27 protein-coding genes are annotated in these 26,452 nt (G+C 68.2%); 6 read left to right on the forward strand and 21 right to left on the reverse strand.

The genetic code is table 11. The features are described from left to right. Nucleotides 1–47 precede the first annotated feature (47 nt). The 10 genes from trxA to HZ989_RS00185 all read right to left on the reverse strand — a co-directional run bounded on the left by trxA (nt 48) and on the right by HZ989_RS00185 (nt 11,501). The gene (gene trxA / locus HZ989_RS00140; RefSeq protein WP_209321642.1) at nt 48–383 is read right to left on the reverse strand and encodes a thioredoxin; all 336 of its coding nucleotides are present in this window, start codon (nt 381–383) and stop codon (nt 48–50) included. Nucleotides 384–538: 155 nt separating this feature from the next. Then, the gene (locus tag HZ989_RS00145; RefSeq protein ID WP_209321643.1) at nt 539–970 is read right to left on the reverse strand and encodes a hypothetical protein; all 432 of its coding nucleotides are present in this window, start codon (nt 968–970) and stop codon (nt 539–541) included. 77 nt (nt 971–1,047) lie between these two features. After that, on the reverse strand, nt 1,048–4,578 hold the full coding sequence (addA, locus tag HZ989_RS00150) for a double-strand break repair helicase AddA (RefSeq protein ID WP_209321644.1): 3,531 nt from the start codon (nt 4,576–4,578) through the stop codon (nt 1,048–1,050). After that, nucleotides 4,575–7,652 carry a double-strand break repair protein AddB gene (addB, locus tag HZ989_RS00155; protein WP_209321645.1) on the reverse strand — a complete coding sequence of 1,026 codons (3,078 nt, stop codon included), beginning with the start codon at nt 7,650–7,652 and terminating at the stop codon, nt 4,575–4,577. Before addB ends, addA begins: the two co-directional genes overlap by 4 nt. After that, nucleotides 7,649–8,371: an N-acetylmuramate alpha-1-phosphate uridylyltransferase MurU gene (gene murU / locus HZ989_RS00160; RefSeq protein ID WP_245162404.1), complete on the reverse strand. Its 723-nt coding sequence runs from the start codon at nt 8,369–8,371 to the stop codon at nt 7,649–7,651. The genes addB and murU overlap by 4 nt, the downstream gene beginning before the upstream one ends. Next, the gene (gene amgK, locus HZ989_RS00165) at nt 8,368–9,468 is read right to left on the reverse strand and encodes an N-acetylmuramate/N-acetylglucosamine kinase AmgK (RefSeq protein WP_209321646.1); all 1,101 of its coding nucleotides are present in this window, start codon (nt 9,466–9,468) and stop codon (nt 8,368–8,370) included. Before amgK ends, murU begins: the two co-directional genes overlap by 4 nt. Next, complete coding sequence (gene tsaE / locus HZ989_RS00170; RefSeq protein ID WP_209321647.1) at nt 9,461–9,943, reverse strand: tRNA (adenosine(37)-N6)-threonylcarbamoyltransferase complex ATPase subunit type 1 TsaE; 483 nt, start codon at nt 9,941–9,943, stop codon at nt 9,461–9,463. Before tsaE ends, amgK begins: the two co-directional genes overlap by 8 nt. Continuing rightward, complete coding sequence (locus tag HZ989_RS00175) at nt 9,940–10,824, reverse strand: GNAT family N-acetyltransferase (protein ID WP_245162405.1); 885 nt, start codon at nt 10,822–10,824, stop codon at nt 9,940–9,942. The genes tsaE and HZ989_RS00175 overlap by 4 nt, the downstream gene beginning before the upstream one ends. A gap of 48 nt (nt 10,825–10,872) precedes the next feature. After that, nucleotides 10,873–11,256, reverse strand: a complete 384-nt coding sequence (locus HZ989_RS00180; RefSeq protein WP_245162406.1) for a type II toxin-antitoxin system VapC family toxin — start codon at nt 11,254–11,256, stop codon at nt 10,873–10,875. Continuing rightward, entirely contained in the window at nt 11,256–11,501 is a 246-nt protein-coding gene (locus tag HZ989_RS00185; protein ID WP_209321648.1) for a type II toxin-antitoxin system Phd/YefM family antitoxin, read from the reverse strand. The genes HZ989_RS00180 and HZ989_RS00185 overlap by 1 nt, the downstream gene beginning before the upstream one ends. Nucleotides 11,502–11,612: 111 nt before the next feature. On the opposite strand from HZ989_RS00185, the gene HZ989_RS00190 reads away from it, so the two are divergent. Both HZ989_RS00190 and HZ989_RS00195 read left to right on the forward strand, forming a co-directional pair. Further along, the gene (locus HZ989_RS00190; protein ID WP_209321649.1) at nt 11,613–13,715 is read left to right on the forward strand and encodes a S9 family peptidase; all 2,103 of its coding nucleotides are present in this window, start codon (nt 11,613–11,615) and stop codon (nt 13,713–13,715) included. Nucleotides 13,716–13,755: 40 nt separating this feature from the next. Further along, on the forward strand, nt 13,756–14,118 hold the full coding sequence (locus HZ989_RS00195; RefSeq protein ID WP_209322991.1) for an acyl-CoA thioesterase: 363 nt from the start codon (nt 13,756–13,758) through the stop codon (nt 14,116–14,118). 100 nt (nt 14,119–14,218) lie between these two features. On the opposite strand, the gene HZ989_RS00200 is transcribed toward HZ989_RS00195, so the two are convergent. The 5 genes from HZ989_RS00200 to ruvC form a co-directional block, all read right to left on the reverse strand. Further along, entirely contained in the window at nt 14,219–14,491 is a 273-nt protein-coding gene (locus tag HZ989_RS00200) for a BrnA antitoxin family protein (protein WP_209321650.1), read from the reverse strand. Next, on the reverse strand, nt 14,466–14,744 hold the full coding sequence (locus tag HZ989_RS00205; protein WP_209321651.1) for a BrnT family toxin: 279 nt from the start codon (nt 14,742–14,744) through the stop codon (nt 14,466–14,468). Before HZ989_RS00205 ends, HZ989_RS00200 begins: the two co-directional genes overlap by 26 nt. Beyond that, nucleotides 14,741–15,775: a Holliday junction branch migration DNA helicase RuvB gene (gene ruvB, locus HZ989_RS00210; protein WP_209321652.1), complete on the reverse strand. Its 1,035-nt coding sequence runs from the start codon at nt 15,773–15,775 to the stop codon at nt 14,741–14,743. The genes HZ989_RS00205 and ruvB overlap by 4 nt, the downstream gene beginning before the upstream one ends. Nucleotides 15,776–15,935: 160 nt before the next feature. Further along, nucleotides 15,936–16,553, reverse strand: a complete 618-nt coding sequence (gene ruvA, locus HZ989_RS00215; protein ID WP_209321653.1) for a Holliday junction branch migration protein RuvA — start codon at nt 16,551–16,553, stop codon at nt 15,936–15,938. Next, a complete protein-coding gene (gene ruvC / locus HZ989_RS00220; protein WP_209321654.1) occupies nt 16,550–17,056 on the reverse strand; it encodes a crossover junction endodeoxyribonuclease RuvC in 507 nt (168 codons plus the stop codon). Before ruvC ends, ruvA begins: the two co-directional genes overlap by 4 nt. Nucleotides 17,057–17,135: 79 nt before the next feature. Between ruvC and HZ989_RS00225 the strand changes: the two genes are divergently transcribed. Both HZ989_RS00225 and HZ989_RS00230 read left to right on the forward strand, forming a co-directional pair. Beyond that, entirely contained in the window at nt 17,136–18,809 is a 1,674-nt protein-coding gene (locus tag HZ989_RS00225) for a M20/M25/M40 family metallo-hydrolase (protein WP_209321655.1), read from the forward strand. 164 nt (nt 18,810–18,973) lie between these two features. Further along, the gene (locus HZ989_RS00230; protein ID WP_209321656.1) at nt 18,974–19,789 is read left to right on the forward strand and encodes an HNH endonuclease; all 816 of its coding nucleotides are present in this window, start codon (nt 18,974–18,976) and stop codon (nt 19,787–19,789) included. Here HZ989_RS00230 and HZ989_RS00235 read toward each other — a convergent pair. The 3 genes from HZ989_RS00235 to HZ989_RS00245 form a co-directional block, all read right to left on the reverse strand. Next, on the reverse strand, nt 19,764–20,714 hold the full coding sequence (locus HZ989_RS00235) for a DNA cytosine methyltransferase (RefSeq protein WP_209321657.1): 951 nt from the start codon (nt 20,712–20,714) through the stop codon (nt 19,764–19,766). The two genes, HZ989_RS00230 and HZ989_RS00235, sit on opposite strands and share 26 nt — an antisense overlap. 397 nt (nt 20,715–21,111) lie before the next feature. Next, on the reverse strand, nt 21,112–22,461 hold the full coding sequence (locus HZ989_RS00240) for a hypothetical protein (protein ID WP_209321658.1): 1,350 nt from the start codon (nt 22,459–22,461) through the stop codon (nt 21,112–21,114). 142 nt (nt 22,462–22,603) lie between these two features. Beyond that, a complete protein-coding gene (locus HZ989_RS00245) occupies nt 22,604–23,377 on the reverse strand; it encodes a YebC/PmpR family DNA-binding transcriptional regulator (protein WP_209321659.1) in 774 nt (257 codons plus the stop codon). A gap of 178 nt (nt 23,378–23,555) precedes the next feature. On the opposite strand from HZ989_RS00245, the gene HZ989_RS00250 reads away from it, so the two are divergent. Beyond that, nucleotides 23,556–23,741, forward strand: a complete 186-nt coding sequence (locus HZ989_RS00250; RefSeq protein ID WP_209321660.1) for a hypothetical protein — start codon at nt 23,556–23,558, stop codon at nt 23,739–23,741. Between the two features lie 20 nt (nt 23,742–23,761). Here the strand turns inward: HZ989_RS00250 and HZ989_RS00255 are convergent, their stop codons facing one another. Beyond that, nucleotides 23,762–24,094, reverse strand: coding sequence for a hypothetical protein (locus HZ989_RS00255; protein ID WP_209321661.1), 333 nt, complete (start codon nt 24,092–24,094; stop codon nt 23,762–23,764). Nucleotides 24,095–24,216: 122 nt separating this feature from the next. Next, nucleotides 24,217–24,648 (reverse strand): thioesterase family protein, encoded by a 432-nt coding sequence (locus tag HZ989_RS00260; protein ID WP_209321662.1) that lies wholly within the window; start codon nt 24,646–24,648, stop codon nt 24,217–24,219. A 125-nt stretch (nt 24,649–24,773) separates the two neighbouring features. On the opposite strand from HZ989_RS00260, the gene HZ989_RS00265 reads away from it, so the two are divergent. Next, entirely contained in the window at nt 24,774–25,913 is a 1,140-nt protein-coding gene (locus HZ989_RS00265) for a zinc-dependent alcohol dehydrogenase family protein (RefSeq protein ID WP_209321663.1), read from the forward strand. Here the strand turns inward: HZ989_RS00265 and HZ989_RS00270 are convergent. Then, nucleotides 25,800–26,420 (reverse strand): hypothetical protein, encoded by a 621-nt coding sequence (locus tag HZ989_RS00270; protein ID WP_209321664.1) that lies wholly within the window; start codon nt 26,418–26,420, stop codon nt 25,800–25,802. The genes HZ989_RS00265 and HZ989_RS00270 overlap by 114 nt on opposite strands. Nucleotides 26,421–26,452 lie beyond the last annotated feature (32 nt).

Raw genomic sequence — 26,452 nt, forward strand, 5'->3', positions numbered from 1 at the left:
CCGCGCAAGCGCGCGGCGGTCCCCCTCCCCCGCTGCGCGGGTGAGGATCAAGCCTTCGCCGCGATCCCCGTCTCGGCCAGCCATTCCAGGATCTTGCCCTTGGGCATGGCCCCGACCTTCAGCGAGGTCATCTGGCCGTCCTTGAACAGCATCAGGGTCGGAATGCCCTTCACGCCCAGCTTCGACGGGGTCATGGGGCTGTCATCGATATTGATCTTGGCGATCGTCACCTGACCGGCCAGTTCATCGGAAATCTGCTCCAGCGCCGGACCGATCTGCTTGCACGGCCCGCACCACTCCGCCCAGAAGTCCACCAGCACCGGCGTGGAGGCCTTCAGCACGTCGGCATCGAAGCTGTCGTCGGTGACCTTCATCGTGGCCATGGGGGATCTCCTTGGGGGCAGCGCGGGCGCACCCGGTGTCTCTTGTTCGGGTGAGATGTGGGGCGATTCTGGGGGAAATCAACGGAGGCCTTTCCGCATCCGCCGATCCACTTCCGGCAACTCACCGATGTCCGTTGACGACCGTTAGCACCAGTTCATTCTACCAGCGTCTGCGCTGCTGCGTAGGCTTCGAGCATTTCGACCTCCCGGTTCGTCGGGCCGATGTCGATAATGGCGACATGTTCCAAGGAAACCATTGGGTGGTGTGCAGTGAAGCCCGCATACCAAAACACCTCTGCGAGTGGTTCGTCGTCATGCCATGTCGTCATGACGAACTGGTCGTCCGGAACGTCGTCGAGGCCCGTGACGATATGATTTGCCCAATCAACACTATCGTCCCACGAACTGCACTCGACGCCCCATGCCATCATGTAGAGGCAACCTGACCGGACTAGCCATTCGCTGACCTGATCCTGCCAATCGTTGGCAACGGCCTGTTGCAGCACGAGAACCGCTTTAAACGGTTCGACTTCACCAATCGCGGGAGGCTGTGAGCCCGCTGGCAAATGAACATAGCTTAGGGTCATCAAGCGACTCCATTGCTGGCTTCACAATCGGGTCTACTAACTGCCATTACGCCCAAGTCGTTGAGCTTTTTCGCGGTTCAACGCAGTCCCGCCAACGCCTCATCCATCATCCCCTGCGGCACGGCCATCAGCTTCGGCCCGTCCGTCCACACCAGGGCCGCCTCGACCGGGCGATCCGGATACAGCCGCTTCAGCACCGCCACATAGACCGCCATCTGGGCCACATAGGCGGGGTCGGCGTCCTCGATCCGGTCCGGGGCGGGGCGGTTGGTCTTGTAGTCGACGACCAGGACCCGATCGGGCGTCACCACCAGCCGGTCGATCCGGCCACTGATCGACACGCCCGCCGGCAGCCCCGGTGCCGACCCGGTCAGCGCCACCTCCGCCCGCGATCCGGCCCCGAACACGGCCGAGAACCGGGCGTCCTCCAGCACCGCGAACGCAGCCGCGATCATCTCGTCGCGCTGATCGTCCGACAGGTCCCGCTCGCGCGCCAGCATCCGCCGCGCCGCGTCCGGACGTGCCGCCGGTTCGATCTCGGGCAGCCGCTCCAGTAGCCGGTGGATCAGGTCGCCGCGCCGGAACCGGCCCAGCGATACGCCCCCATCCGCCCCCGCGACCGCCAGCGGCGAGGGGGCCGACACCCGTTTGACCGCCTTCGCCTGCGACGGCGAGACATAGCGGGCCGACGGATCGACCGGTGGCATCGCCCGCGCCCAGTCCGGCACGACCGTCGCGGCCACCTCCGCCTCGCCCGCCCCCCGCTCGACCGCCACCGGATGGGCCCCGAACCGGCGGATCGGCTCGGAAACGCCCGGCTGGATCACCGCCTCGACCTGGCCCCGGTCCTCCAGCCGCCCGAAGGTCTCGCAGATCACGTCCCACCAGCTGCGCGCCTCCGGCTCGCGCGTCGCCGAGCGCCGCCCCATGACCACGATCCGGTCGCGCGCCCGCGTCAGGGCGACATAGAGCAGCCGCAGCGTCTCCTCGTCCGTCCGCTGGACCCGTGCCGCCCGCGCCAGGCTCGAGGCCTCGCAGTCGTCCTCCTTGCGCCCCGGACACATCAGCCAGGCCTCCGATCCGTCCGGCAGGGCGACCGGCATCAGACCGGGCCCTTGCGGCGTGGCCCGCTGGGTCGTGTCCGGCAGGATCACGATCGGTGCCTCCAGCCCCTTGGCCCCGTGCACGGTCATGACCCGCACCTCCGCCCGCGCGCCCTCCATCTCGCGCTTGACCTCCACGTCCGCCGCTTCCAGCAGGGATACGCAGGTCTCCAGATCCGACCCGCCCCGTTCCTCGGCCGACAGCACCTGGGCCAGGGTCTCGTCCAGCGCCTCGGCGGCCTCGGCCCCCAGCCGCGCCAGCACCCGCGCCCGCCCCGACCGCCCGGTCTCGTCCACCCGGTTCAGCACCCCGGCGAAGAAGGCGAACGGATCGCGGTCCCGCGCCTCGATCGCGAATTGCAGAAAGGCCCTTGCCCGCGCCCAGGCCGGATGTTCGCCCGCCCGGTCGCACAGCGTGCGCCACAGGCCCGGGCGCTTCGGATCGGCACCGGCGAGTTCATAAAGACTGTCGGCGGGCCCGAAGTCCGGCACATCGCAGAACGGGCTGCGCAGCACCTCGGCAAGGCTCAGGTCGTCGTCCGGGTACAGGGCGAACCGCGCCACCGCGATCAGGTCATCGAACACGATATGGCTGGACAGCTTCAGCCGGTCCGCCCCGGCCACGGGCACGCCCGCAGTCTTCAGCGCCCGGATGATCTCCTCGAACGTCGCGTCCCGCCGGCGCACCAGCACCAGGAAGTCACCATAGTGGCAGGGCCGCAGGACCCCGTCCTTCTTGTCATGGACGCCGACGCCCGCCTCGACCTGACGCCTGATGTCCGCCGCCAGCGCCCGCGCCAGCCGCTTTCGTCCACTGACCTCGCTCTCCAGATCGACCGGCTGGGTCCAGGCCTCGCGCTCGACCTTTGGCGGATCGACGAAGACGGGCCACAGATCCACGCAACCCGCCTGCCCCTGCCGGATCGCCGTATGCCGCGCGATCTCGCCCGTTTCCCCGACCAGGGCCCGCGCCCGCTCCGGGGTCACCTGGGCCTCGACATCGAAGAAGGCCGCATCGACGAATTCCAGCACCTCCGGCGTCGACCGGAAGGATGTCGCCAGCGGCACCGCCTGAAACGTCCGCCCGGCCCCGCGCGTCAGCCGTTCGAAATACTGGGCCTCCTCCAGCAGCCGTTCGGGCCGCGCCCCCTGGAAGGAATAGATCGACTGCTTCTGGTCGCCCACTGCGAACACGGTGCGCGGGATCTTCGGCTCCGATCCCCGCCGGGGCGCGCCGTCGCCGGAGAAGAATTCTCCCGTCAGGGCACGGACGATGTCCCACTGGTCCGGCGCAGTGTCCTGGGCCTCGTCGATCAGGACATGCTCGATGCCGCCGTCCAGCTTGAACAGCACCCAGGCCGCGGCCCCCGCCTCGGTCAGCAGCGCCCGCGTCCGGTCGACCAGGTCCGAAAAATCCAGCGCGCCCCTGGCTCGCTTCGCCGCCTCGTAGAGCGCCGCATGCGCCCCGGCCAGGGTCAGCACCTTGACCGTATCGTCCGCCACCCGCGCGGCCCGCAACGCCCCCTGGGTGGCCGTATATTTCGCCTGCATGTCCACCAGCCAGGCCACGGCGGCCGGCGGGGCCTGCTTCGTTCCCATGGACGCGCGCGGCGTGCCCGATCCCGTCAGGAACACCGGCCCCAGCCCGGCGAAGGTCCAGTCCGGATACGCCACCGCCCGCATCCGCGCGGCGCAATCCTGATCCGTCTTCGACCCCGTCGCCATCGCATCGGCCGTCACGGTCCAGCGCACCGGATCGACGAAACGCAGAAATTCCGCCTCGATCTCGCCCGGCGTCCGGTCCGGATCGGCCAATGCCAGAACGTGCGGCCCCGGGGCCTCTCCCGCTTCCCAACGGTCGATATAGGCGGTCAGCTTCAACCGCTCGCTCTCGATCATGGCCAGCAGGTTCTGGAACGCCCCCCAGTCCAGCTCGACCGCGAAATGGGAATAGGCCTCGGCCACCGGCCCGTCCGGATCGTCGTGCGCCACCCGCGCCAATGCCTGTCGCGCCTCGTGCGACAGGACGCGCGCCGCCTCGTTCTCCAGCACGGTGAAGCGCGGCGACACCCCGGCCTCCAGCGGAAACCGGCGCAACAGCTTCTCGCAGAAGGCGTGGATGGTCTGGATCTTCAGCCCGCCCGGCGTCTCCAGCGCCTGGGCGAACAGCTTTCGCGCCACCGACAGATCGGCCCCCGACAACGCCGCCGGATCGCGCCCGTCCAGCTTGGCCAGTTCGCCGGCCAGCACCCGGTCGTCGGCCACCGCCCAGTCGCCCAGCTTCTCGAACAGGCGGGCCTGCATCTCGGCCGCCGCCGCCTTGGTATAGGTCACGCACAGGATCTCGCCCGGCCCGACGCCGGCCAGCAGCAATCGCGCCACCCGGTCGACCAGGGTCGTGGTCTTGCCCGATCCGGCATTGGCGGTGACGAAGACCGACAGGTCGGGATCGGCCGCCTTCCTCTGAGCGTCGTTCGCGCGGACGTCTGAATGAGGCACGCTCATGCGTCGGCCTCCTCGTCCGCGCCGGCGACATGCCATTCCCAAAGACGCGCAAGATGGTCGTAGTTGCCGCCGAAATTGCCCATGAACTGCGGGGCCGCCCAGCTGACATAGGGGGTGTCGGGGTTGTCGAACGCGGCGATCCGGCGATTCAGGCCCTCCAGGGCCGCCTCCGCCATCTCTGCCGCGCCCGCCGGGTCATTTTTCGTCGGCACCGAGATGTCCGTGACCTTTCCTGGCTCTTTTCGACCGACGATCTTCACATAAATGAGTTCGGACGCGTCGGTGGGCGGAGCGTGCGGCGCAAATCCACCATTGGCCAAGATTGCTGCCGTAAGGGTCAACTGAGGGGCAAAGCCCGCGCGAACCACTTTCGACTTGGCATGGTCTCCAGTCTTGAAGTCGATCACCGCGGCACCGTCGGCGTCCAGCTCGATCCGGTCGGCCCGCGCCGTCACCAAGAACGCTCCGCCCACGGACGGCACGGTCATCCGGCCTTCCACCTCGATCAGCAGGGTCGCGCCCCGCGCCCGCCTTTGCCGCTCGAAATCCGCCAGCCAGCGCGCGCTGTTTCGCGCCAGCGGCCGCTCGCGCGCCATCGCTGCCGCATCGAAGCCGCGATCGGTCATGGCCTCGTGCAGGAAACGCTCGATCTCGACGGCGCAGTCGTCCGGGATTTCGGCCGGCCAGGTCTCGAACACCCGCTGCAGGGACGCGTGTACCGCATCGCCCCGCGCCATCGCCTCGGCCGCGGCCCCCGGCCGGTCCATGACCCGCAGGCCGAGGATCCGCTGGGCATAGACCGCATAAGGATCGCGCACCCATCGCTCCACGCCCGTGACCGGCAGCTCTCGCGGCCGCCGATCCACCGGCGGCGTCGGTGCGGGGCGTCGGGCATAGGCCGGACGCGGATCGGCCGGAGCGTCCAGCACCCGCGCGACCTCCAGCGCCGGACTCCGCCGCTCGATCTCGACGCGCGTGTCTTTGGAATTGGCCCCCCTGGTCAGCATCTCCAGCCGCCACAGCCAGCGCGAGCGGACCGCCGGCTGCCCGCCACGCCGCTCGGTGTGGACCAGGATGGCCTCGGGCGCGCAGGCCGCCTGGACGAAATCCTGTGCCGTCTGCCCGACCCGCCGCTCGGGCGAGGGCAGGCCCAGGGCCGTCCGCATCGGTCGCGACAGGAAGGGATCGGTCGGCGCCGGTCCCGGCCAGACGCCCTCCTCCAGCCCCGCCAGGATCATCCGGTCGGCCCGCACCAGCCGCGCCTCGATCGCCCCCAGGATGCGCAGCGACGGATGGGTCGCCCCGCCGGTCCGCACCGTCTGCTGGCGTAACAGGCTTCGGACCATTTCCGCGAAGTCGTCGGCCGATACCGCCCCCAGCGATGCCCCGGCCTCGATCAGCTGCGACAGCAGCGACGCCGCCGCCTCGCCGTCCGGCCCGGACCAGACGTCGACCCCCGCCAGGGTCTCGACCAGCCCGGTCAGGCTCCGCGCCGCCGCGTCCAGCGACGCCTCCGGTCCAAAGGCCTCGGTCGCCGTCCCGCTCACCGTCTCCAGCCGATCCGCCAGCACCCGCGCCGTGCCCAGCCGCGCCAGCAAGGCCTCCGACGCCACCTTGCCGTCCCGCCGGGGCAGGGCCGCCTCGTCCAGCCGCCGCGCGACCCGCTTCCAGGCCTCCGCCGCTGCGCCCCGGAAGGCGACCTTCTCCAGCGTCCGCACGGCCTCACCCGTCGCCTCGGCCAGGGTCGTCAGCTCATGCTTCAGCACCGCCAGCACCGTCTGCGGCACCATCGGCCCGGCCATCCAGCGGGCGCACAGATCGACCAGCACCCCGACCGGCATCCGGTCCAGGGTCGCGCCGGACGAAGTGTCCGCCGTCACCCCCCACCGCTCCAGCCGCGCCGCGACCCGCCGCCCCAGCGCCAGATCCGGCGTGACAAGGGCGCAGGTCCGCCCGGGGACGTCCAGCGTCTCGCGCATCATCAGGGCGATGGCCCCGGCGGCCTCCTCCTCCGTCCGCGCCGAAACGACCGACAGACCTTCCAGCCCCGCCGCAATCGGATCGGCCGCCTGCCCCGCCGCCGCCGCCTCGGCCCGCAGCCGCGAAATCTCGGTGCGCCAGTCCGCCGTCGCATCCGCGGGTCGCAGCGCCTCGTGGATCAGCCGCTGACGGGCCAGGCCCCTGGCCTCCACCCGCGCCTCTATCGGCCGCCGGAACCAGGGCCGCACCGCGCCCCGCTCGACCCCGTGATCGTCCAGCAGCCGCTTCAATGCGCTCTGCGGATGCGGTTCGTCGATCGCTGCCCAGGCCGCCGCGTCCAGATCGGCGTCCAGCCCCGGCAGGACGACACATCCCATGGGAGCCTTCGCCACCGCTGCCAGCACGGCCGCCGCCGCCTTGACCGTGCCCGTCGATCCGGCCGCGATCACGGGCCCCTGTGGCGGATGGCTGTCCCATCGCGCGGCCAGCATCCGCAGCAGCTTCGTCCGTCGCCAGGACGCATCGACCAGCCCCATCACCTCCAGCCGCTTGGGCCAGGCATGGACCGCCAGCCCCAGGAAGGTCGCCGACGCCTGCCAGTGTTCGGCCATGTCCTCGGGGGCCAGGGCGGCGACCCGTTCGGGCTCGACCACCTCCTCGATGTGGCAGGAATCGAGGAAGGCTCCCAGGCTGTCGGCCAGCTCCAGCGCCCGCATCGGCGGCATGCCCGACGCGAACTCCTCCACGATCATCCGCGCCATCTCGAACCGGCGCGTCAGGGGCGCGATGGCCGGCGGCAGGTCCAGACCCAGTTCCCCCGGCGAGAACGGCGGCTCGTCCTCCTCCAGATCGCCCAGCGGCCGCGCCTGGGGCAGCAGCACCGGCCGGTCACCCGCTTGAGTGGCCAACGCCGCCCCGAACGCCCGCGCCGCGCGCCGGTTGGGCAGCAGGAGGGTCGCGTCCGACAGGGCCTCCGGCGGATGGTCCCCCAGCCAGTCCAGCACGCCCGCCGCCAGATCGTCGAGGAAGGGCCGATGCGCGGGGATCGCGAACCAGCGCGGCGTGTCGCCGGCAAAGGGATCGAAGGCGGTCACGCGCTCCCTAACCGGACTTCGGCCTCGTCTCTGGCCTGCGGATCACCGACGTGCATCCAGTCGCCGTCCAGAACACAGCCGTACAGCCGCCCCGCCGCCGCCGACGCGCGCCACAGCGGGCTCAGCGAGAATGCGCCGTCCGGCCCACCGTCCGCATAGTCCGACCGCGTGATGTGGACGCCCATATAGGCGAAAGGGGCCGAGGCCGCCTCGCCCCGGAAGGTCAGCCGCCCATCGCTGCCGAGGAAGAAGTCTCCGTCCCCCTCGAAGCCGATCGATCCCTCGCGCCGCGCCAGCAACAGACAGGCGTCCATCGCCGCCGGGTCCCACAGCCGCGCCAGTTCATCGGCCCAGCCCGCCCCGGACGCGCCGTCGGTCCAGACACTGTCGATATTGGCCACGAACACGGCCCCGTCACCGAGCAGGGGTCTGGCCTTCTTCAGCCCGCCGCCCGTCTCCAGCAGCGCCTCGCGTTCATCAGAAATCGCGATCTCCGGCCCCCGTCCCCGCGCCGCCAGATGCGCCTCCAGCCGGTCCGCGTACCAGTGGACGTTGACCACGGCCCGCTCGACCCCCGCCTCGACCAGCCGGTCCAGCACATGGTCGATCAGTGCCCGCCCCCCGACCTCGACCAGGGCCTTGGGCCGGTCATCCGTCAGCGGCCGCATCCGCGTGCCCAACCCGGCGGCCAGCACCATCGCCGTCTTCGGAGCGGTCATGCCCGCACTCCGTCCGGCACATACCGGTCGAACCAGCGCGCCACGCCTTCCAGACCGGGCTTCTTCAGATTGGCATTCAGGTGTCGCCACATCCTCGGCATGAAGCCCGCATAGCGTGGCTTGCCGTCGCGCACGATCAGGCGCGCGAAGATACCCAGGATCCGCGCCTCGTTCAGCGCCGCCAGCCCGGCATAGGACCGCAGGAAGGCTGCGCGGTCATCCACTGCCGCCAGGGCGAAATACCGCTCCAGCGCCTCGGCCTCCAGCGCGCCAGACACATCGCGCCGCGCGTCCTGCAGCAGCGAATGCAGGTCCCAGCCGGGGTGCGCCCGCACCGCATCCTGGAAATCGATCATCCCCACCCGCGCCGCGCCCTGCCGCTCGGGCAGCCAGATCAGGTTCTCGGCGTGATAGTCGCGGTGGGCCACGACGCTGGCCCCCGCCGCGCCCTCGGCCACCACCGGGGCCCAGGCTGCGTGCCAGTCCGCGCGGGCCGTCTCGTCGAACACCAGCTCGGGCTTCAGCTTCGGCAACCACTCGACGAACAGATCGGCCCCACCCTGCAGGGCCGTCTCGTCATAGACCTGAAGGGGCCAGTCGCCCGCCGCCCCGCTCAGGACGTCCGGCGTCGGCGCGGCATGCAGGGTCGCCAGCGCCTCGACCGCCGCCAGATACAGGGGCACCTCGTCGGTCCCGGCCTCGATCACCCGCGCGAACAGGTCGTCCCCGAAATCCTCCAGCACGGCCAGCCCGGCCGGCGCATCCACCGCCCCGATATCCGGGGCCGACAGCCCCACTGAGCGCAAATGCGCCGCCACGGCCGCGAAGGCCTCGATCCGACCGGCCGACAGCCGCGCGATCGCGTTCCAGCCCTCGGCCTTCCTCCGCTCCGGCGACCACGACGGATCGGCCGGCGGGCTTTCGGCCGCCGCGACCTGATCCATCAGCATCAGGGAGGTCCCCGACGCCGTCGTCAGCCGCTCGTACCGCCGCGTCGAGGCATCCCCCGGCAGCGGCATGCGCGCGGCCTCGCCCAGCCCCGCCTGGTTCAGGAAGGCGACCCGTTGGGCCTCTCGCTCGTGTTCGACCTCAGCCATTCAGTCCTTCGATCCCCGCATCGATCTTCCCTGCCCATGCCCCTACGCCAGAAACGGTCGCAACGCGGCCGTCGCCGTCTTCCGACAATACGATCGACAGCCGGTCCGGCCCCAGCGCCCGCTCCAGATCGTCCCCCAGCCGCTCGGGCCACTCGATCAGGGCACATCCCACATCCAGCGCCTCGTCCAGACCGATCTCGAACGCCTCTTCCGACCGGGTCAGGCGATAGAGGTCGAAATGGGCGACGGGCGGATCGGTCTCGTAGAACTGCACCAGGGTGAAGGTCGGCGACGGAACGTCCTCGTCCGGCCCGGTCAGCGCCCGGATCAGCCCGCGCGCCAGCGTCGACTTGCCCATGCCCAGCGGCCCCTGCAGCAGGATCGCCTCGCCGACGCCCAGCGATCCGGCCAGCGCCGCTCCCAGCGCCGTCGTCGCCGCCTCATCGGCCAGGGTCACCGCGACCACACCGCTCATGCGAAGTCCGCATCGGGCTGGGAAGCCAGGACCCGCTCCGTAAAGGCCTTCAGCGCATAGGTCGCCCGCGACGCGTCGATATCCAGTCGCGACGGCGGGATCGCCTTGCCGACGCTCAGCCGGAACGGCTTCTTTCGCTTGTTCAACAGCTCGTGGAACAGGGTGATGTCCCGCAGTTCCTGCGACACACGGTTAAACAGATGGAACAGGGTCGAGTTCGGACCCGTCACATGGATCGGGATGATCGGGGCCCCGTATTTCCGCGCCATCGAGGCGGCTGTCGGGGCCCATTCCGGATCGGTCAGGGTCCCGTCCTTGCCCGCCCGCGCCAGCCGACCCGCCGGGAACATGACGATGCAGCGCTCGGCCTCGAACGCCGCCCTGGCGGCTTCCAGCGTGGCGCGGGTCTTCTCGCGCGTCCGCTTCTCGATCACCCACTCGACCGGGATCAGCACCTCGGACAGCCGCGGCGAGACGCGCAGCGCATCGGCATTTGCGAACCAGATCGCGTCGGGCCGGCGCGTGCGGAGGGCGTCATAAACGGCAATCCCGTCGGCGATCCCGGTCGGATGGTTGCACACCACCACGCACCGCCCCGTCGTCGGCACCCGCTCCAGGTTCAACGACGAGACCTTTAGGTCCAGCAGGTTGGACACATGCTCAAGCGTCCCCTGCCCCGAAAGATGGGCGATGGCGTCGGCCATCCGCCGCGCCTTGCCGTAGCCGAGCAGCGCATACAGCCCCGGCCGCACCAGGGGCCAGAACGGCGAACCCGTCAGCCCCGGCGCCCGCTCGGCGATCAGCACATCGACGATATGGTCTTGCCCGCGCGCGGTCGGCGTCGGCACAGGGTCGGCAGGGGTCGGAAGCGAAGCAGCCATTCGCGACCCTTGTCGCCTCTGGCGGGAAGGCAGGCAAGCGGGTGGCTGCTACCAGATGCGCGCCACACCAAAGTCGTCGAACAGCTTTTCGTTTGAGACCAGTGTCAAATGGTTCAGGAGGGCTTGAGCGATCAGCAGGCGATCGAACGGATCCTTGTGCTCGCCTTTCATCCTGCCAGCGAGACCGCCTTCGGAGACAGAAATCGGTAGTTCGAGGAAGCCCAACCTTTTGATGGTTGGCTGGAAATGGTTCGCCAAAGACGCGGCCCGGGGCAGTTTGCCAATCCGGTGCTTGGTCGTGATCTCCATCGCCGACACGGCGCTGACGTAAACCGGCCGCGAAATGTTGTTGACCTCATCTCGCAAATGCACCGGAAAGCGTTCGTCCCCGTAGACCCACCAGATCAGCGCGTGGGTATCCAGCAACAGCATCAGTCACCCTCACCATTCCACAACCGGAGCTCTTCGTCCGGCAACGGATCGAAAAATGAGTCGTCGAAAGCCCCCTGGCCCTTGAGCGCTCCGAATTGGCGCTCGACCAGGACCGGCGCGTCATAACGGATCAGCCGGACCGCGGCCTTGGTGCCTCGCGCAATAACCACGTCTTCGCCCCGCTCGGCAGCCGCGATCAGTTTGGACAAATGCGTTTTGGCTTCGTGGACCGTGACGATCGTCATTGCGACTTCTCCCTGGTCCCACCAGCTTAGCTAACCTGACGTCAATCCGCAACTTCCGCCCCGTCCCGCACGGTGCTACGCCAGCGCCCAGTCATCCCAAGGAGCCGCCCGATGCGTCACCCGACCCTGCTCGCCGCCGCCGCCGTCTTCGCCCTGATGACCGGCCTGCCCGCCGCCGCCGAGGTCACGGTGGCCCCTGATATCGTGGCGAGCGTCGCGCCCCAGGCAGCCGGGCTCGCCTTCACCTACACCGACATGCTGAATGCCAACCGGCTGTCGGACCCGCGCGTGTCCCCCGACGGGACGAAGGTCGTCTATGCCGTCCGCGCCACGGACATGGAGGCCAATCGCGGCGTCACCAGCCTGTTCATCCAGGACCTGACCGGCGACGCGGCACCCCGCCGCCTGGCCATCTCGGACCAGGGGGCCAACACCGCTCGCTGGGGCCCGGACGGCACCCTCTATTTCCTGTCGGGCCAATCCGGCACCAGCCAGGTGTGGAAGACCGACGCGACCGGGGCCACTGCGACCCAGGTCACCAACCTGCCGCTCGACGTCAACGCCTGGCGCCTTAGCCCAGACGCCTCGAAGATCGCGGTCAGCCTGGCCGTCTATCCCGACTGCGACGACCTGGCCTGCTCGGTCGCGCGTGGCACCGAGGCCGCGGCCCGCAAATCGACCGGCCAGGTCTATGACCGCATGTTCGTGCGCCACTGGGACACCTGGGCGGACGGGACACAGAACCATCTGTTCGTCGTCAACGCCGACGGCTCTGGCGAGCCCGCCTGGGTCACCCACGGCTTCGACGGCGACACCCCCTCCAAGCCCTTCGGCGACGAGAGCGAATTCACCTTCACCCCCGACAGCTCCGCCATCGTCTTCTCGGCCCGCGTCGCGGGTCAGAGCGAGCCCTGGAGCACCAATTTCGACCTGTTCAGGACCCACGGCCTGACCGGTCCGGGTTTCACCAACCTGACCGACGACAACGACGCCTGGGACACCGGCCCGGTCTATTCGCCCGACGGCCGGACCCTGGCCTATCGCGCCATGAAGCGCCCGGGCTTCGAGGCCGACCGCTGGCAGATCGTGCTGATGGACGCGGCGACCGGGGCCAGGCGTGAAGTCGCTGCCGACTGGGACCGTTCGGCCGACACCCTGCAGTGGTCCGCCGACGGCCGCAGCCTTTTCGTCATCGCCGGCGACGTCGGCCAGACGAAGCTGTTCCAGATCGACGCCACCAGCGGCGCCGTTGTGCCGATCACAGGCCCCGGCCACGTCTCGGCGTTCGAACAGACCCCGTCCGGCTTCGTCTTCGCGCAGGACAGCCTGACCTCCCCGACCGAGCTCTACGTCAAGACCTTCCGCGGCCGCGAGATGCCGATCCAGATCACCGACGTGAACCCCCAGCTGGATGACCGCCTGTTCGGTGGGGCCGAGCAGTTCAGCTTCCCCGGCTGGAACAACGAAGAGGTCCACGGCTACGTCATCAAGCCCGCCGAATACGTGGAGGGGCGCAAATACCCCGTCGCCTTCCTGATCCACGGCGGCCCGCAAGGGTCCTTCGGCAACAGCTGGTCCTACCGCTGGAACCCGGAGACCTATGCCGGTGCCGGCTATGCTGTCGTCATGATCGATTTCCACGGCTCCACCGGCTACGGGCAGGGCTTCACCGACGCGATCAGCCAGCACTGGGGCGATCGCCCGCTGGAAGACCTGCAGAAGGGCTGGGCCGCCGCCCAGGCGCGTTACAGCTTCCTCGACGGCGACAATGCCTGCGCTTTGGGGGCCTCCTACGGCGGCTATATGATCAACTGGATCGCCGGGAACTGGTCGGACGAGTTCAAATGCCTGGTCAACCACGACGGCGTCTTCGACGTGCGCGGCATGGGCTATTCGACCGAAGAGCTGTGGTTCACCGAGTGGGAATACGGCGGGACGGTCTATGACAACCCCGAGGGCTATGAGCGCTTCAACCCGGTCCATCACGTCGGGAACTGGCGCACCCCGATGCTGGTCATACAGGGCGACCGCGACTACCGCATCCCGACGGCACAGGGCCTGTCGACCTTCACCGCCCTGCAGCGTCGCGGCATCGAGAGCCGGCTGATCGTCTTCCCGGACGAAAACCATTGGGTCCTGAAGCCCCGGAACAGCCTGCAATGGCACAATGAGGTCTTCCGCTGGCTGGACGACCACCTGAAGCCCCAGGACTGAGCCCGACGTGACCCATCCCTCCCCGGAAACGCCCGACGGCATGCTGGTCGGGCGGGTCATCGCCATGCCCGCCGACACCAATCCCGAAGGCGACATCTTCGGCGGCTGGCTGCTGGCCCAGATGGACCTGGCGGGTTCGACACCCGCCTTCGACCTGGCCCAGGGCCGGTGTGCCACCATCGCCGTCGACGGCATGGTGTTCCACCAGCCCGTCTCCGTCGGCGACGAGGTGTCCCTGTATGCCACGGTGCTGAAGACCGGTCGCACCTCGATCCGCGTCCGCGTCGAGGCCTGGAAGCGTCCCCGCTCGACCCAGGCCGTCTCCCGCGTGACCGAGGGCGTCTTCACCTATGTCGCCATCGACGCCGACCGGAAGCCGAGGCCTTTGCCGGGCATGACTTGATACAAGGGTAGGGCGGCACCCCTGATTGCCGGAGCGGGCAATGCTCAGAAGGCATGCCGGACTATAGATCCGTGCTCTGGCACCAGATCCGGGCTGAACGTCAGGCGGCGCGACGAGCCTTGGCGGCCTGATCGAGCGCGGCGGCCATCCGCTCTTTCCAGTCTTCGCCATCTTCAGCGAAGGCCGCGATGGTGGCGGGCGAGACGCTCAGGATCACTTGTTCGGAGCCCGGCTCGGCCACGAACTCTGGAAAGACCTCCAGAAAGGGTCGGGCCGCTGCGAAGTCCCGTTCCGTCCACTCGGGGTTGTCCACATCATCGATGTCGACGTCGTCATAATCCGCTGGATCAACCTTCGACTTCGGGTCCGCCATAGCGTCGCGCCTCCTTCGCATTGGCCTTTCGCAGGCTGATGGGCCTCAGCACCCCGGCCCTCATCGTAAAGGCCAGCATATACATTCGATCGTCGATCATACCATAGGCGCGCCATCGCGGCTCCCCATAGTCGCGCCGCTGGTCCGGCCGGATGAAGGCAGTCTGAAAGTCGAGGTCCCCAGCCCGCGCCAGCGATACTCCATGCTTGGCAAGATTGGCCGCGTTCTTGGCCGGGTCGAATTCGACGCTCACTCGAACAGGCCTGCCTGTCCCGCTCCCGCCGGCTTCGGTGGTTCGCTCAACCCCAGATGCGCATAGGCCCTGGCGCACGCCATCCGCCCGCGCGGCGTCCGCTGGATGAAGCCCTGTTGCAGCAGATAGGGCTCGATTACGTCCTCGACCGCATCGCGCGCCTCCGCGATCGCGGCGGCCAGGGTGTCCATGCCGACCGGTCCGCCGCCATAGTTCTCGATCAGGGCCTTCAGGAACCGGCGGTCGTTGGCGTCCAGCCCCGCCTCGTCGATCTCCAGCCGCGACAGGGCGCGCGCCGCGACGATCCGGTCGATCATGGCCGCGCCCTCGGCCTCGGCGAAATCCCGCACCCGCCGCAGCAGCCGCCCGGCCACGCGCGGCGTCCCGCGCGAGCGCGAGGCGATCTCGCCCGCCCCCTCGTCGTTGATCGGCGCCCCCATCTTGCGCGCCGCGCCCGTGATGACCCGCACCAGTTCGGCCGGCGTATAGAACTCCAGCCTCAGCGGGATCCCGAACCGGTCCCGCAGCGGCGTGGCCAGAAGCCCGGCCCGTGTCGTCGCCCCGACCAGGGTGAACGGCGCCAGATCGATCCGCACCGACCGCGCCGACGGCCCCTCGCCGATGATCAGGTCCAGCACATGGTCCTCCATGGCGGGATACAGGATCTCCTCCACCGTCGGGGCCAGCCGGTGGATCTCGTCGATGAACAGGACGTCGCGCGGCTCCAGATTGGTCAGGATCGCCGCAAGGTCCCCGGCCTTGGCCAGGATCGGCCCCGAGGTCGCCCGGAAGCCCACGCCCAGCTCGCGCGCCACGATCTGCGCCAGGGTCGTCTTGCCCAGCCCCGGCGGCCCGAACAGCAGCACATGGTCCAGCGCCTCGCCCCGTCCGCGCGCGGCATCGATGAAGACCTTCAGATTGCCCTTGGCCGCCTCCTGCCCGACGAACTCCGACAGGGTCTGGGGACGCAGCGCCCGGTCATAGGCCTCGCCGGGGGCGGGTTCCGGGGAGATGATGCGGTCGTCGGTCATGTCGTAACCGGGTCGCGAGTGGCGAGTGGCGCGTGGCGAGTGGCGAGTGAACGAAGACGTGAGCGGTCTTGAACGACGGCCCCCAACGTCGGGTTCACCCGTTGCTCCCGGGTGCTCTTCACGCGCCACTCGCCACGCGCCACGCGCCACTGCCTTTCGCTCACCGTCCCAGCTCCTGCAGCGCCGCCCGGATGACCGCCGACAGCTCGGCGGCGTCTCCCAGCCGGATCAGCGCCTGATCGACCGCCCGGCGCGCATTGACCTCGGCCACGCCCAGCCCCAGCAGGGCCGAGACCGCCTCGCCCGTCACGCTCGGTACCGGCGGCGCGACCCCGGCATGGACGCCCGCGGCCGACGGCGTGAACGAGACGTCGCCCAGCGGCTTGCCCTTCAGCTCGGTCACGATCCGCAGGGCCAGTTTCGGCCCCACCCCATTGGCCCGGCCGATCGCCGCCTTGTCGTCGCGCGCCACGGCTCCCGCCAGCTCACCCGGCGGCAGGACGTCCAGCACCGACAGGGCGGCCTTGGGACCGACCCCCTGAATCCCGGTCAGCGTCGTGAACGCCCGCCGCTCGTCCCGCGTCAGAAAGCCATAGAGCCGCGGCCCGTTCTCCGCCGACCAACTGCTTTCGATATGCAGCGTCGCCTCATCCCCCGGCGCCGGCAGCCGCTGCAGCGTCCGCGCCCCGCACGCCACCACATAGCCCACGCCCGCGCAGTCGATCAGGCAATGCGCCTCCTCGACCTCGGCCAGAACGCCCCGCAGCCGACCGATCATGATGCCACCGCCATCAGCGCCCGCTTCCGCATCTGCGCATGGGTGATCGCCACGGCCAGGGCATCGGCCGCGTCCGCCTTTACATCCCCGGCCGAGGGCAGCAGCCGCTTCACCATGAAGGCGATCTGCGTCTTGTCGGCATGACCGGCCCCCACCACCGCCTTCTTGATCAGGTTCGGTGAGTACTCGGCCACGGACAGGCCGGCGCGCGCCGGGGCCAGCATGACGGCCGCCCGCGCATGGCCCAGCTTCAGCGTCGAGGCCGGATTGACGTTGACGAACACCTCCTCGATCGCCGCCTCGTCACAGGCATGGGCGGCGCAGACCTCGCCCACCTTGTCCAGCAGCCACAGCAGCCGCTCGGACAGGGGCAGGGTCTCGGGCGGTGCGACCACCCCGTGCGCGACCCAGCGCAGGCGCGCCCCCTCGGCCACGACCACACCCCAGCCGGTGCGGCGCAGGCCGGGGTCCAGTCCCAGAATTCGACTCGGCGCGTTCGTCATTCGTTCCTGTCATGCCGCAAACGGGGTTGACGAGCAATGAAGGCCGTCGCCAGATCGCGGCTCCACGGAGAGCAAACACATGTCCACCACCGGTGCCGTCGTCGCCGCCATGCGCCAGCGCGCCGAGCGCCAGATGATCGAGGCCCTGCGCGCTGCCCGCGCGTTCGACCCCGACCACGCCATTTCCCTGGCTCCCGACCGCAATATGGGCCGACTGGCCCTGCGCGGCCTGTTGCGCCAGAACGCCATCCGCCAGACCGCGCCCGGCCTCTACTGGCTGGACGAACCGGTGTACGCGGCGGTTCGGGAATCGCGTCGCAGGATGATGGTCGCCGTCGCCGTCATCGCCGTGCTTGTGGGCGTCGCGGTCGTCTTCGCGGGCACCAGCAAGGCCCAGACGCCCGCGCCCCGCCCGGACCAGCAGGCCTTCCGCGCCCTGTACGAGGAACTGGTGGAGACCAACACCACCCTGTCGGTCGGCAGCTGCACCCTGGCGGCCGAGCGCATGGCCGCCCGCCTGACCGCCGCCGGTTATCCCGCGGCCGACGTCCGCATCCTGATCCCCGAGGATCGTCCCAGGGACGGCAATCTGTCGGCCACCCTGCACGGCTCGGACCCGTCCGCCCCCGCCCTGCTGCTGCTGGCCCACATCGATGTGGTCGAGGCCAATGCCGCCGACTGGACGCGCGATCCCTTCACCCTGGTGGAGGAAGGCGGCTATTTCTATGCGCGGGGCGCGAGCGACGACAAGGCGCAGGCCGCCGTCTGGGTCGACACCCTGATCCGCCTGAAACAGGACGGCTTTGCTCCCGTTCGAGACATCAAGCTGGCCCTGACCTGCGGCGAGGAGACCGCCGACACCTTTAACGGCGTCGAGTGGCTGCTGGCGAACCACCCCGGGACGCTCCAGGCCGGGTTCGCCCTCAACGAGGGGGCGGGCGGTCTGCTGGATGCCGAGGGCAACCGCGTGGCCCTGGCCGTCCAGGCGGGAGAGAAACTGTATCAGGACTTCCGCCTGGATCTCACCAATCCGGGCGGTCACTCGGCCCGGCCGAGGAAGGACAATGCCATCGTCGCCATGGCCAACGGCCTGGCGCGCATCGGGGCCTATGACTTCCCGCTACAGCTCAACCCCGTCACCCGCGCCTATTTCGGATCCCTCGCCGGGACGCAGCTGCAATATGCTGCGGACCTGCGCGCCCTGGTGGCCGAAAGCGGCCCGGACGCCGCCGCCGCCGCCCGCATCTCGGCGGTCAATCCGATCTGGAATGCGACCCTGCGCACGACCTGTATTCCCACCCTGATCGAGGGCGGTCACGCCCCGAACGCCCAGCCCCAGCACGTCAGCGCCAACATCAACTGCCGCATCTTCCCCGGCAACACGATCGCGGACACGCAGGCACAGCTCGCCATCCTGATCGACAACCCCGCCATCACCATCGCCACGGTCGGCGCGCCCGACCCTTCGACGCCACCCCCGCCCCTGTCCGACGCCATCATGGGCCCGATCCGACAGGTCGCGGGCGCGATGTGGCCGGACGTGCCGATCCTGCCGACCATGTCCACGGGGGCCACAGACGGGCGCTTCACCAATGCGGCGGGCATTCCGACCTATGGCCTGACCGGCATGTTCGGCGACCCCGACGGCGGCGGTGCCCACGGCCTGAACGAACGCATCCGCGTCCGCAGCCTCTACGAAGGCCGCGACTTCCTGTTCGAGGTGGTCAAGCTGTATGCGATGCAGGGCGGCTGACGCCCCATGCGTTACTATCTAAGATTGTATTTTATCAGTTCACAATAAATAATAGATCTACGCGTTCTCATTTCTTGTGAATCTTCATCGGAGTCACTGTAGAAAGGAGAGATTGATGGCTCTCCGTATTGATTGGCGGTCAGGTCGCTGCCACTCTAAATCCCATGGAAAATGACTCGACGAGCGAAGATATTGACCTCTCGCTAAATCATATCGCTCTTTTAATACTGCAACTATTGAAGGCGCATTCGACTGGTCTCGACATTGATGAAATAAAATCACTGCTGCCTAATGGGGCCGATCAGATGCACTTAGATCGCCGTCTCCGAAGTCTCCGAAAATACTACCATCTCCCAGGCAAGCAGGAGGGAAGCCGCTACGTCTACACGCTAGGAGCCCGCAAGACCGCAGTTACAGACTCGGGTGCGATATCGGGAAAGCTGCGAGCTGAAGCACTCAATTTGGCGAAGGGTCGATGCCAAATGTGCGGAAAGACAGTGTCAGAAGACGGTGTCAAACTTCAGATTGACCATAAAATTCCTCAAGACTGGGGCGGCCTTACGCTGATTGAGAATCTTTGGGCGATTTGCGAGCAGTGCAACAACGGCAAGCGCAATCATTTCAAGTCATTTGACGCTGAGAAAATGGCATCGATTCTTAAATTTGATACAGTCCATCAGCGCATTGCTCATCTCCTTAAGATGCATATGGGCGAGCCGGTAGATTCGAATATCATTGAGTTTGTGGCTAATGCCACGGAGCGACAGGAAGATTGGCACAAAAGGCTTCGCGACCTGCGTTATCCTGTGATCGGTCTGCAGATTACATCAGGCCGCTACAAGACAGAGCAAGGGTTCACGCGTAGCACATACACACTCCACAATTGGCGTGATCTCCCCCCTGACCACCAAAAACTAATCAGGGACTGGGAAAAACCTGCAAAGCGGGCTGCGCTTAAGCGACTGCTTGGAATCGTCTGACGCCAATTGCCTTCTTAAGTTCTTTTGCAATGGCTGCAGCAACAAGCGGAGGAAAGGCATTGCCGATCTGTCGATAAGCTGTCGTCTTCCTGCCGTGAAACGCCCAACTGTCAGGGAAACTCTGTATACGTGCCGCCATGCGGGGCGTCAGTCTCGGCATCCCCACGAAATCCGGTTCGGGCGCATTTTCGGCGAGGCTCTTTCCATTAACGCCCAAAGCCGCCCACGCGGCCCTGGCTCGCGTTGGGCCGAGGTCAGGCCCCCCGTGCTTCTTCGACCCCCCGACTAAAGTCGGCGCAATTTCATTTGCCCGGGCCTTCCATGCATCCAGCCCTCGCCAGCCATTCTTACCCATCAAGTCGCCCAACGCAGCACTGACCGTCACGGGGTCGGAGTTCAGCGGCACAGGCCAATCGAAGGCATCCTCAAGCCCCTTAGCCAAAGCTACAAAGGCAACACGTGGACGAAGCTGCGGAACCCCATAGTCTGACGCATTCAACAGACGCCAACCCGTCCAATAACCCATCTTGCCGACATCGCGTGCAATGTGGTTGCGATAGTCCTGAAACACCGCCCCCATAAGACCACGAACGTTTTCCAACAAAACGGCGCGTGGGCGGATCTCGTCGATAAGCCGAACCGCCTCTGGAAACAGATCGCGTTCATCCGCCTGCCCCAACTGCTTACCGGCCATCGAGAATGGCGGACAGGGTACCCCTCCGGCGAACAAGTCAGCCCCACGATATGGTCGCCCGTCGAACTTGCGAACGTCAGCTTCAATGACGTTCCAATGGGGCCGGTTCAGTCTCAGAGTCTTGCAGCAGTCGGCATCAATTTCGACCAGAGCGGAATGAGCGAAGCCAGCCTCCTCGAGACCGAGGGCTTGCCCTCCGGCTCCTGCACAGATTTCTACCGACGACAGCATGTTCCGCTTCTGTTCCAATTCGTGTCGCAGATCAAGCAACATGCGGACGCTGGGGCGATTCTGAAACAGACGCGAGCCTCACCCGTGCGCCGCAAAACAGGCCTCCGGCGCCCTGGTCACCGGCTTTACACCCGTGATGTGCCCGGCCTCGAAGACCGCGAATGACACCGCCAGCGCGTGCCCGCCTTGCGACCGGCGCAGGGCGGCGGACGCCCGTCAGGTGCCGGTCCCGACCGGGTGATCGTTCACCGCCCTGGCCGCATCGCGCAGCGCGTTGTGATCCCCGATGGCGTCCCCGGTCTCGCCTTCGACCGTGCCGTCGCGGGCCTCACTGGCCCCTTCGCCCGGCTTCAGCAGATCGGGACAGACGAACCGTTCCCCGGTTCCACGGACCGCGTCAGCCCACCAGGGACGTCACCGCGCCCTGGCCCTCGACAGGGCCGTACCGCCCGCTCCGCTCGCGTCGCGCGGACTCCAGCGCCGCGGCCGTCATGGCCCCTTCGGCGCGCGCCCGTTCCAGCTCGGCCCTCAGCGCGGCGGCCTGCTGCATCAGGGTCTGGGCCTTGGCGTGGTGATCGTCCTGGGCGGCCGCCAGCTTGGCCTGCAGCTTCAGCATGCGGTCTTCGGCGCGGGCAATGGCCTTGTCATGGGTCGCGGCGGCCTTGGTCAGGGTCTCGGCGCGATCGACGGCCGCCAGACGGGCGACCTCCATCCCGGCCTGACGCTGACGGGCATCCTCGGCCTCGGCTTCCAGACCTTTCACACGCTCCATGGCACGATCGAGAGCGACCTGCAGGCCTTCGGCCTTGCGTTCGGCCGCATGCTGCCCGGCCTGAAGCTCGCTCAGACGGGCGGCCTGTTCGGTGTTCAGCACCTCCAGCCCGTTGGCGCGGGCGGTCGCCGTGTCCAGCCGGGAGGCCTGGGCCGCGATCTCGGCGCGGGCCGTCTCGACCTGGGTTTCCAGCGCCCGCATCGCCCGGGCCGTCTCGCTCTGTTCGGAGGCGGCGCGGGCCCGTTCGGTGGCCAGCAGCCCCTCGTTGGCCGCCGACGTGCGCGCCAGGGCGGCGATCTCGGCACCGACCTCGTCCATGCGGCGACGCAGAATGGTGTTCTCTTCGGCGACAAGGGCATGGTCGCGCTGCAGCTGGGTCCGGGCCCCTTCGGATTCGTTTCGCAGACCCTCCGCCTGCTTCAGCTGGTTGCGCAGGGCGTCCTGATCCTGCTCCATCTCACGGATGCGCTGGTCGGCCGCGCGCTGGCCGGTCTCCAGCGTCTCGGCCCGGGCCAGCGTCTGGGACAGTTCGCTGCGCAGGCGGTCGGTCTCCAGACGCGCGTCCTGAAGCGCGGCCATATGCTCGCCGTTCCGCGCCATCAGCTCCTCGACCCGGCCTTCGGCCTCGGCCAGGGCATCGGCCAGGGCGCGGGCTTCGGCGCTCAGGGCCTCCAGACGCCCTTCGATCTCGATGTTGGCGGCGCGCAGGTTGATCAGTTCGACATGACTGTCGCGCCGCGACTGAAACTCCGCATCGAGCGGATCGCGCAGCTGGCCCAGCAGGGCCTCGAAGGTGCCGAAGTGGCGCGCCAGCTCGCCCATCTGGTCCAGGCTGCCCTGAATGGTCTCGAACCGCTCGCCGATCACGCCCGAGCTGTCGAAGTTCGCGCCGATCGTTGCCGCCGCGGCCGACGGCGCGGCGCGCTCGCCCTTGCCGTTTCGCGACAGAACCCGGTCGATCCTGGACAACATCATGATCTTGCTCCTGCCATTTGGGTGGAGATGACGCCTGACATGGGCGGCCTCGAATCGAGCCTGTCATTCTCCCCTTGGGCGGAAGATTAACCGCGCTTGACCGGGCTGTCGATACAGTCGTTCCTGTACGAACGCGAACCCGTCAGCCCGCGTACCGGGCCATGTCCTCGTCGGAGATGTCCTCGTTGGAATAGACCATCGAGACGTCGTCCTCCGCGTCCAGGGCGTCCAGCAGCTTCATCAGCGTGCCGACGGCCTCGCCGGTCACGGGAACTTCGGACTGGGGCCTCCAGACGATGGCGGTGGACCTGGGATCGCCCAGCACCCTGGACATGGCCTCGGCCACCTCGTTCAGGTCCTCGAACGCGGTCCAGATGGTGTGGCCCGGCGCGTCCTCATAGATGTCGGGCTTGACCAGGTCGCTCTCGACGTCCTGGGCACCCGCCTCGATGGCGGCCTCCATGATGGCGTCCTCGCTGCCCGCCTCGGCGGGATAGACGATCTTGCCGACCCGGTCCCACATGAAAGCGACCGAGTTCATCTCGCCCAGCGCCCCGCCGTTCTTCTTGAACGCCGTGCCGATGTTGGACGCGGCGCGGTTCCGGTTGTCGGTCAGGGCCTCGACGATGATGCCCACGCCGCCGGGGCCGCGCCCCTCGTAGCGGACCTCCTCCATCGTATCGACGTCACCCCCGGCCGCCTTGTTGATGGCGCGCTGGATCACGTCCTTGGGCAGGCTCTCGGCCTTGGCGTTATTGACGGCCAGGCGCAGGCGCGGGTTCAGGGCCGGGTCCGGCATCCCCGACTTGGCTGCGACCGTGATGTCGCGCGACAGCTTGGAGAACAGTTTGGAGCGCTGGGCGTCGGCGCGGCCCTTGCGGTGCATGATGTTCTTGAACTTGGAATGGCCGGCCATGAAAGTCTCTTGAAGGGCGCTGACGCTCGCCCCGGATCCGATCCGGGGCGAGCGGCCTGAATGCGGTCAGGTCTGTTGGGGTGACGCCTCTAACCCATGGTCGGGCGGCTGTCACGGCGTGCGGAACCGCAGCCGTTGGCGGGGGTTTCAGGCATCGAACCCAGCCCGGAGCCGAGCCATGCAAGCCGAAGACGTCTATTACGACGACGAGACTCCGGACGAGGCCGACATCGTCGAATGGTATGCCAGACGCCCGGTCACCGTATCGACCGCCGTGGCGACGGGCTCCATCGTCGGTGCCTTCGCCCTGGGCGTCCTGACCGCGGTCGGTGCCCTGGCCCTGCTCGGCTATATGGACGACTGACGCCCTCGATCCCGCCTGTATCAGACTTGCGGCGCCGGGGTCTGAGCCTCATCCCCGGTCTCGTCCGACCCAGCCTGATCCGGCTCGGCGGCAGGGGACGCGGTCGTGGCCTGCGCCTCGGCCCGGGCGCGACGGGCGGCTTCGGCCTGTGCCTCTGCGGCCATGCGGGCCTCTTCCTCGGCAAAGCGCCGGTCTTCGGCCAGTCGGGCCTGGCGACGCCGCGAGCGGTCCATCAGATCCTGCGCGCGCGACTGGACGATCATGGGCGATGCCGCGACGGGTGTCGGCACCACGACATCCAGACCCAGCAGCGTGACGGCACTCAGGACAGCGATCTTGATGGCGGGCGACATGAACGGGCACTCGGGCAAGAGAACGGGGTCCCACTACCCTTGAGCATTATTACAGGATTGCAATATGTCTTTTCGCGCACTCGCGAAAGCGTGACGGTTTTGCATCAGACCCGGGCGCGAGGTCAGGCCTTCAGGTTTTCCACCACGCGTCGCAGACCTTCGGGCAGCGGTTTGGGACGTCGGGTCCCGGCGTCGACATAGACGTGCACGAAATGGCCGATCGCGGCGGGCTGGTTCGACGCCCTGCGGAAGACGGCGAAGCCATAGGTCACGCTGGACGTACCGATATGGTCGACCTTGATTCCCACTTCGATGACGTCGGGAAAGGCCAGGGACGAGGTGTAGCGACAGCCGCTGTCGACGACCAGACCGATCGATTCATTGAGGACGCCGGCGATGATCAGATGAGCGTTCACGGCCGAGTCGACGAACTCGTAGAATTTCGCATTGTTGATATGGCCGTATTGATCGTTGTCCGCCCAGCGCGTCGAGACGGTGTGAAAGGCCCTGTAGGTCGAGCGGTGGGCCAGGGCCCCTTCGTCGCGTTTCGGCATCGGTGTTTCGTCCTTCGTCCGGTCGGCGTTTGATCCGACCCTTTTCCCCGCAGAACGCTCGGGCTTGGCCTTCGTCCCGTCAAGCGCCTATCGAGCCGTAACCGTGCGTTTTCACCCGACAGGCCATGACCCAGATCACCACCCGCGCCGCCGTCCTTCGCAGCCTGGGGGCCACCCGCCCCTATGCCGACAGCCGCCCCCTGTCGATCGAGACCGTGACCCTTGATCCGCCCGGCCCCGGAGAGGTCCTGGTCGCCGTCAAGGCGGCAGGCCTGTGCCATTCGGACCTCAGCGTCATCAACGGCGACCGCCCGCGGCCCCTGCCCATGGCCCTGGGGCACGAGGCGGCGGGCGTGGTGGAGGCTCTGGGCGAAGGCGTCGCCGACCTCCACATCGGCGATCACGTCGCCATGGTCTTCATGCCGTCCTGCGGCCACTGCGACCCCTGCGCCGGTGGCCGCCCTGCCCTGTGCGAGCCCGGTGCCGCCGCCAATGGCCGCGGCGAGCTTCTGGCCGGCGGCAGACGTATCCACCACGAACACGAGAGTCTGAACCACCACCTGGGCTGCTCGGCCTTCGCGGACCGCGCGGTCGTATCCCGCCGCTCGCTGGTCAGGATCGACCCCGCCCTGTCGTTCGAGGAGGCAGCCTTGTTCGGCTGTGCGGTCCTGACGGGGGTCGGGGCGGTGGTGAACACGGCCGGCGTCACGGCGGGCCAGAGCGTCGTCGTCGTCGGCCTGGGCGGCGTGGGCCTCGCCAGCGTCCTGGGCGCGCTCGCCTGCGGAGCCTCGCCCGTCATCGCCGTCGATCTGTCGGAGGACAAGCTGGCCCTGGCCCGCACCCTGGGGGCCGTCCAGACCGTCAATGCCGCCGATCCGGACGCGGTCGAACAGGTCCGCGCCCTGACCCGGGGCGGGGCCGATGTCGCCGTCGAGATGGCCGGCTCGGTCCGCGCGCTGGAAGCCGCCTGGAAGATGACCCGGCGCGGCGGCACCACCGTCACCGCCGGACTGCCGCCGGCCGACGCGACGCTGGCGCTCAACGTCGTCTCCCTGGTGGGCGAGGAGCGCACCCTGAAGGGCTCCTATATCGGCACCTGCGTGCCCGGCCGCGACATCCCCCGCTACGTCGCCCTCTATCGCCAGGGACGGTTACCGGTCGACCGGCTGATGAGCGGCACCATCGGGCTGGACGACATCAATGCCGGGTTCGACCGGCTTGACGCCGGGGAGGTCGTCCGTCTGGTCGTCACCTTCGGACGGTAACGGCATCTGTTCCGTCGGAGGGATCGGTTCCGGTGGCGGCAGGGGGTGGGTGCAATAGTTGAAAAAGGCTTCGACCTGCCCGCGTCCGGCGGGCCTCGCCACCAGTGTCAGATCGGCGTCGTCCAGCCCCACGGCCAGCGCGTTTCCATCGCGCAGCGCGTTGAACACCGGATGGTCGGCGGCCGTGTCGCGGTCGCGGCGAAAGGTACCCGTGGCCGTGCCGCTGGTCAGCACGGCCTCTCCAGCCCCGTCCCAGCTCGTGCTGACCTTCCGGCTGTCGGGCAGGCAGCTCATATGGAACAGGCTGATCCCCTCGGACCAGTCCCCGTCGCCGAAATCCAGATCGGCCGAGCCGCCATGGGTCACGAAATGCCAGTCATATCCCGGTGGCACGGGATCTCCGCCGACGCTGGCGGCCGGATCGCCTTGCGCGCCCCCGGGGTCAGCGACCGGCTGGCAGGCCCCCAGGCCCAGCAGGCATCCCGCGACGATCAGGGATCGGATCATACACTCACCGGCGAACGCACCGTCCCCCCGAC

The sequence above is a fragment of the Brevundimonas sp. AJA228-03 genome (assembly GCF_017795885.1).
Taxonomy (GTDB): domain Bacteria; phylum Pseudomonadota; class Alphaproteobacteria; order Caulobacterales; family Caulobacteraceae; genus Brevundimonas.

What these genes read in the sequence shown, in the direction of transcription:
- trxA (WP_209321642.1), bottom strand. Translation starts at nt 383, where the DNA reads ATGGCCACGATGAAGGTCACCGACGACAGCTTCGATGCCGACGTGCTG.
- HZ989_RS00145 (WP_209321643.1), bottom strand. Translation starts at nt 970, where the DNA reads ATGACCCTAAGCTATGTTCATTTGCCAGCGGGCTCACAGCCTCCCGCG.
- addA (WP_209321644.1), bottom strand. Translation starts at nt 4,578, where the DNA reads ATGAGCGTGCCTCATTCAGACGTCCGCGCGAACGACGCTCAGAGGAAG.
- murU (WP_245162404.1), bottom strand. Translation starts at nt 8,371, where the DNA reads ATGACCGCTCCGAAGACGGCGATGGTGCTGGCCGCCGGGTTGGGCACG.
- amgK (WP_209321646.1), bottom strand. Translation starts at nt 9,468, where the DNA reads ATGGCTGAGGTCGAACACGAGCGAGAGGCCCAACGGGTCGCCTTCCTG.
- tsaE (WP_209321647.1), bottom strand. Translation starts at nt 9,943, where the DNA reads ATGAGCGGTGTGGTCGCGGTGACCCTGGCCGATGAGGCGGCGACGACG.
- HZ989_RS00175 (WP_245162405.1), bottom strand. Translation starts at nt 10,824, where the DNA reads ATGGCTGCTTCGCTTCCGACCCCTGCCGACCCTGTGCCGACGCCGACC.
- HZ989_RS00180 (WP_245162406.1), bottom strand. Translation starts at nt 11,256, where the DNA reads ATGCTGTTGCTGGATACCCACGCGCTGATCTGGTGGGTCTACGGGGAC.
- HZ989_RS00185 (WP_209321648.1), bottom strand. Translation starts at nt 11,501, where the DNA reads ATGACGATCGTCACGGTCCACGAAGCCAAAACGCATTTGTCCAAACTG.
- HZ989_RS00190 (WP_209321649.1), top strand. Translation starts at nt 11,613, where the DNA reads ATGCGTCACCCGACCCTGCTCGCCGCCGCCGCCGTCTTCGCCCTGATG.
- HZ989_RS00195 (WP_209322991.1), top strand. Translation starts at nt 13,756, where the DNA reads ATGCTGGTCGGGCGGGTCATCGCCATGCCCGCCGACACCAATCCCGAA.
- HZ989_RS00200 (WP_209321650.1), bottom strand. Translation starts at nt 14,491, where the DNA reads ATGGCGGACCCGAAGTCGAAGGTTGATCCAGCGGATTATGACGACGTC.
- ruvB (WP_209321652.1), bottom strand. Translation starts at nt 15,775, where the DNA reads ATGACCGACGACCGCATCATCTCCCCGGAACCCGCCCCCGGCGAGGCC.
- ruvA (WP_209321653.1), bottom strand. Translation starts at nt 16,553, where the DNA reads ATGATCGGTCGGCTGCGGGGCGTTCTGGCCGAGGTCGAGGAGGCGCAT.
- ruvC (WP_209321654.1), bottom strand. Translation starts at nt 17,056, where the DNA reads ATGACGAACGCGCCGAGTCGAATTCTGGGACTGGACCCCGGCCTGCGC.
- HZ989_RS00225 (WP_209321655.1), top strand. Translation starts at nt 17,136, where the DNA reads ATGTCCACCACCGGTGCCGTCGTCGCCGCCATGCGCCAGCGCGCCGAG.
- HZ989_RS00230 (WP_209321656.1), top strand. Translation starts at nt 18,974, where the DNA reads ATGGAAAATGACTCGACGAGCGAAGATATTGACCTCTCGCTAAATCAT.
- HZ989_RS00235 (WP_209321657.1), bottom strand. Translation starts at nt 20,714, where the DNA reads ATGCTGTCGTCGGTAGAAATCTGTGCAGGAGCCGGAGGGCAAGCCCTC.
- HZ989_RS00240 (WP_209321658.1), bottom strand. Translation starts at nt 22,461, where the DNA reads ATGATGTTGTCCAGGATCGACCGGGTTCTGTCGCGAAACGGCAAGGGC.
- HZ989_RS00245 (WP_209321659.1), bottom strand. Translation starts at nt 23,377, where the DNA reads ATGGCCGGCCATTCCAAGTTCAAGAACATCATGCACCGCAAGGGCCGC.
- HZ989_RS00250 (WP_209321660.1), top strand. Translation starts at nt 23,556, where the DNA reads ATGCAAGCCGAAGACGTCTATTACGACGACGAGACTCCGGACGAGGCC.
- HZ989_RS00255 (WP_209321661.1), bottom strand. Translation starts at nt 24,094, where the DNA reads ATGTCGCCCGCCATCAAGATCGCTGTCCTGAGTGCCGTCACGCTGCTG.
- HZ989_RS00260 (WP_209321662.1), bottom strand. Translation starts at nt 24,648, where the DNA reads ATGCCGAAACGCGACGAAGGGGCCCTGGCCCACCGCTCGACCTACAGG.
- HZ989_RS00265 (WP_209321663.1), top strand. Translation starts at nt 24,774, where the DNA reads ATGACCCAGATCACCACCCGCGCCGCCGTCCTTCGCAGCCTGGGGGCC.
- HZ989_RS00270 (WP_209321664.1), bottom strand. Translation starts at nt 26,420, where the DNA reads ATGATCCGATCCCTGATCGTCGCGGGATGCCTGCTGGGCCTGGGGGCC.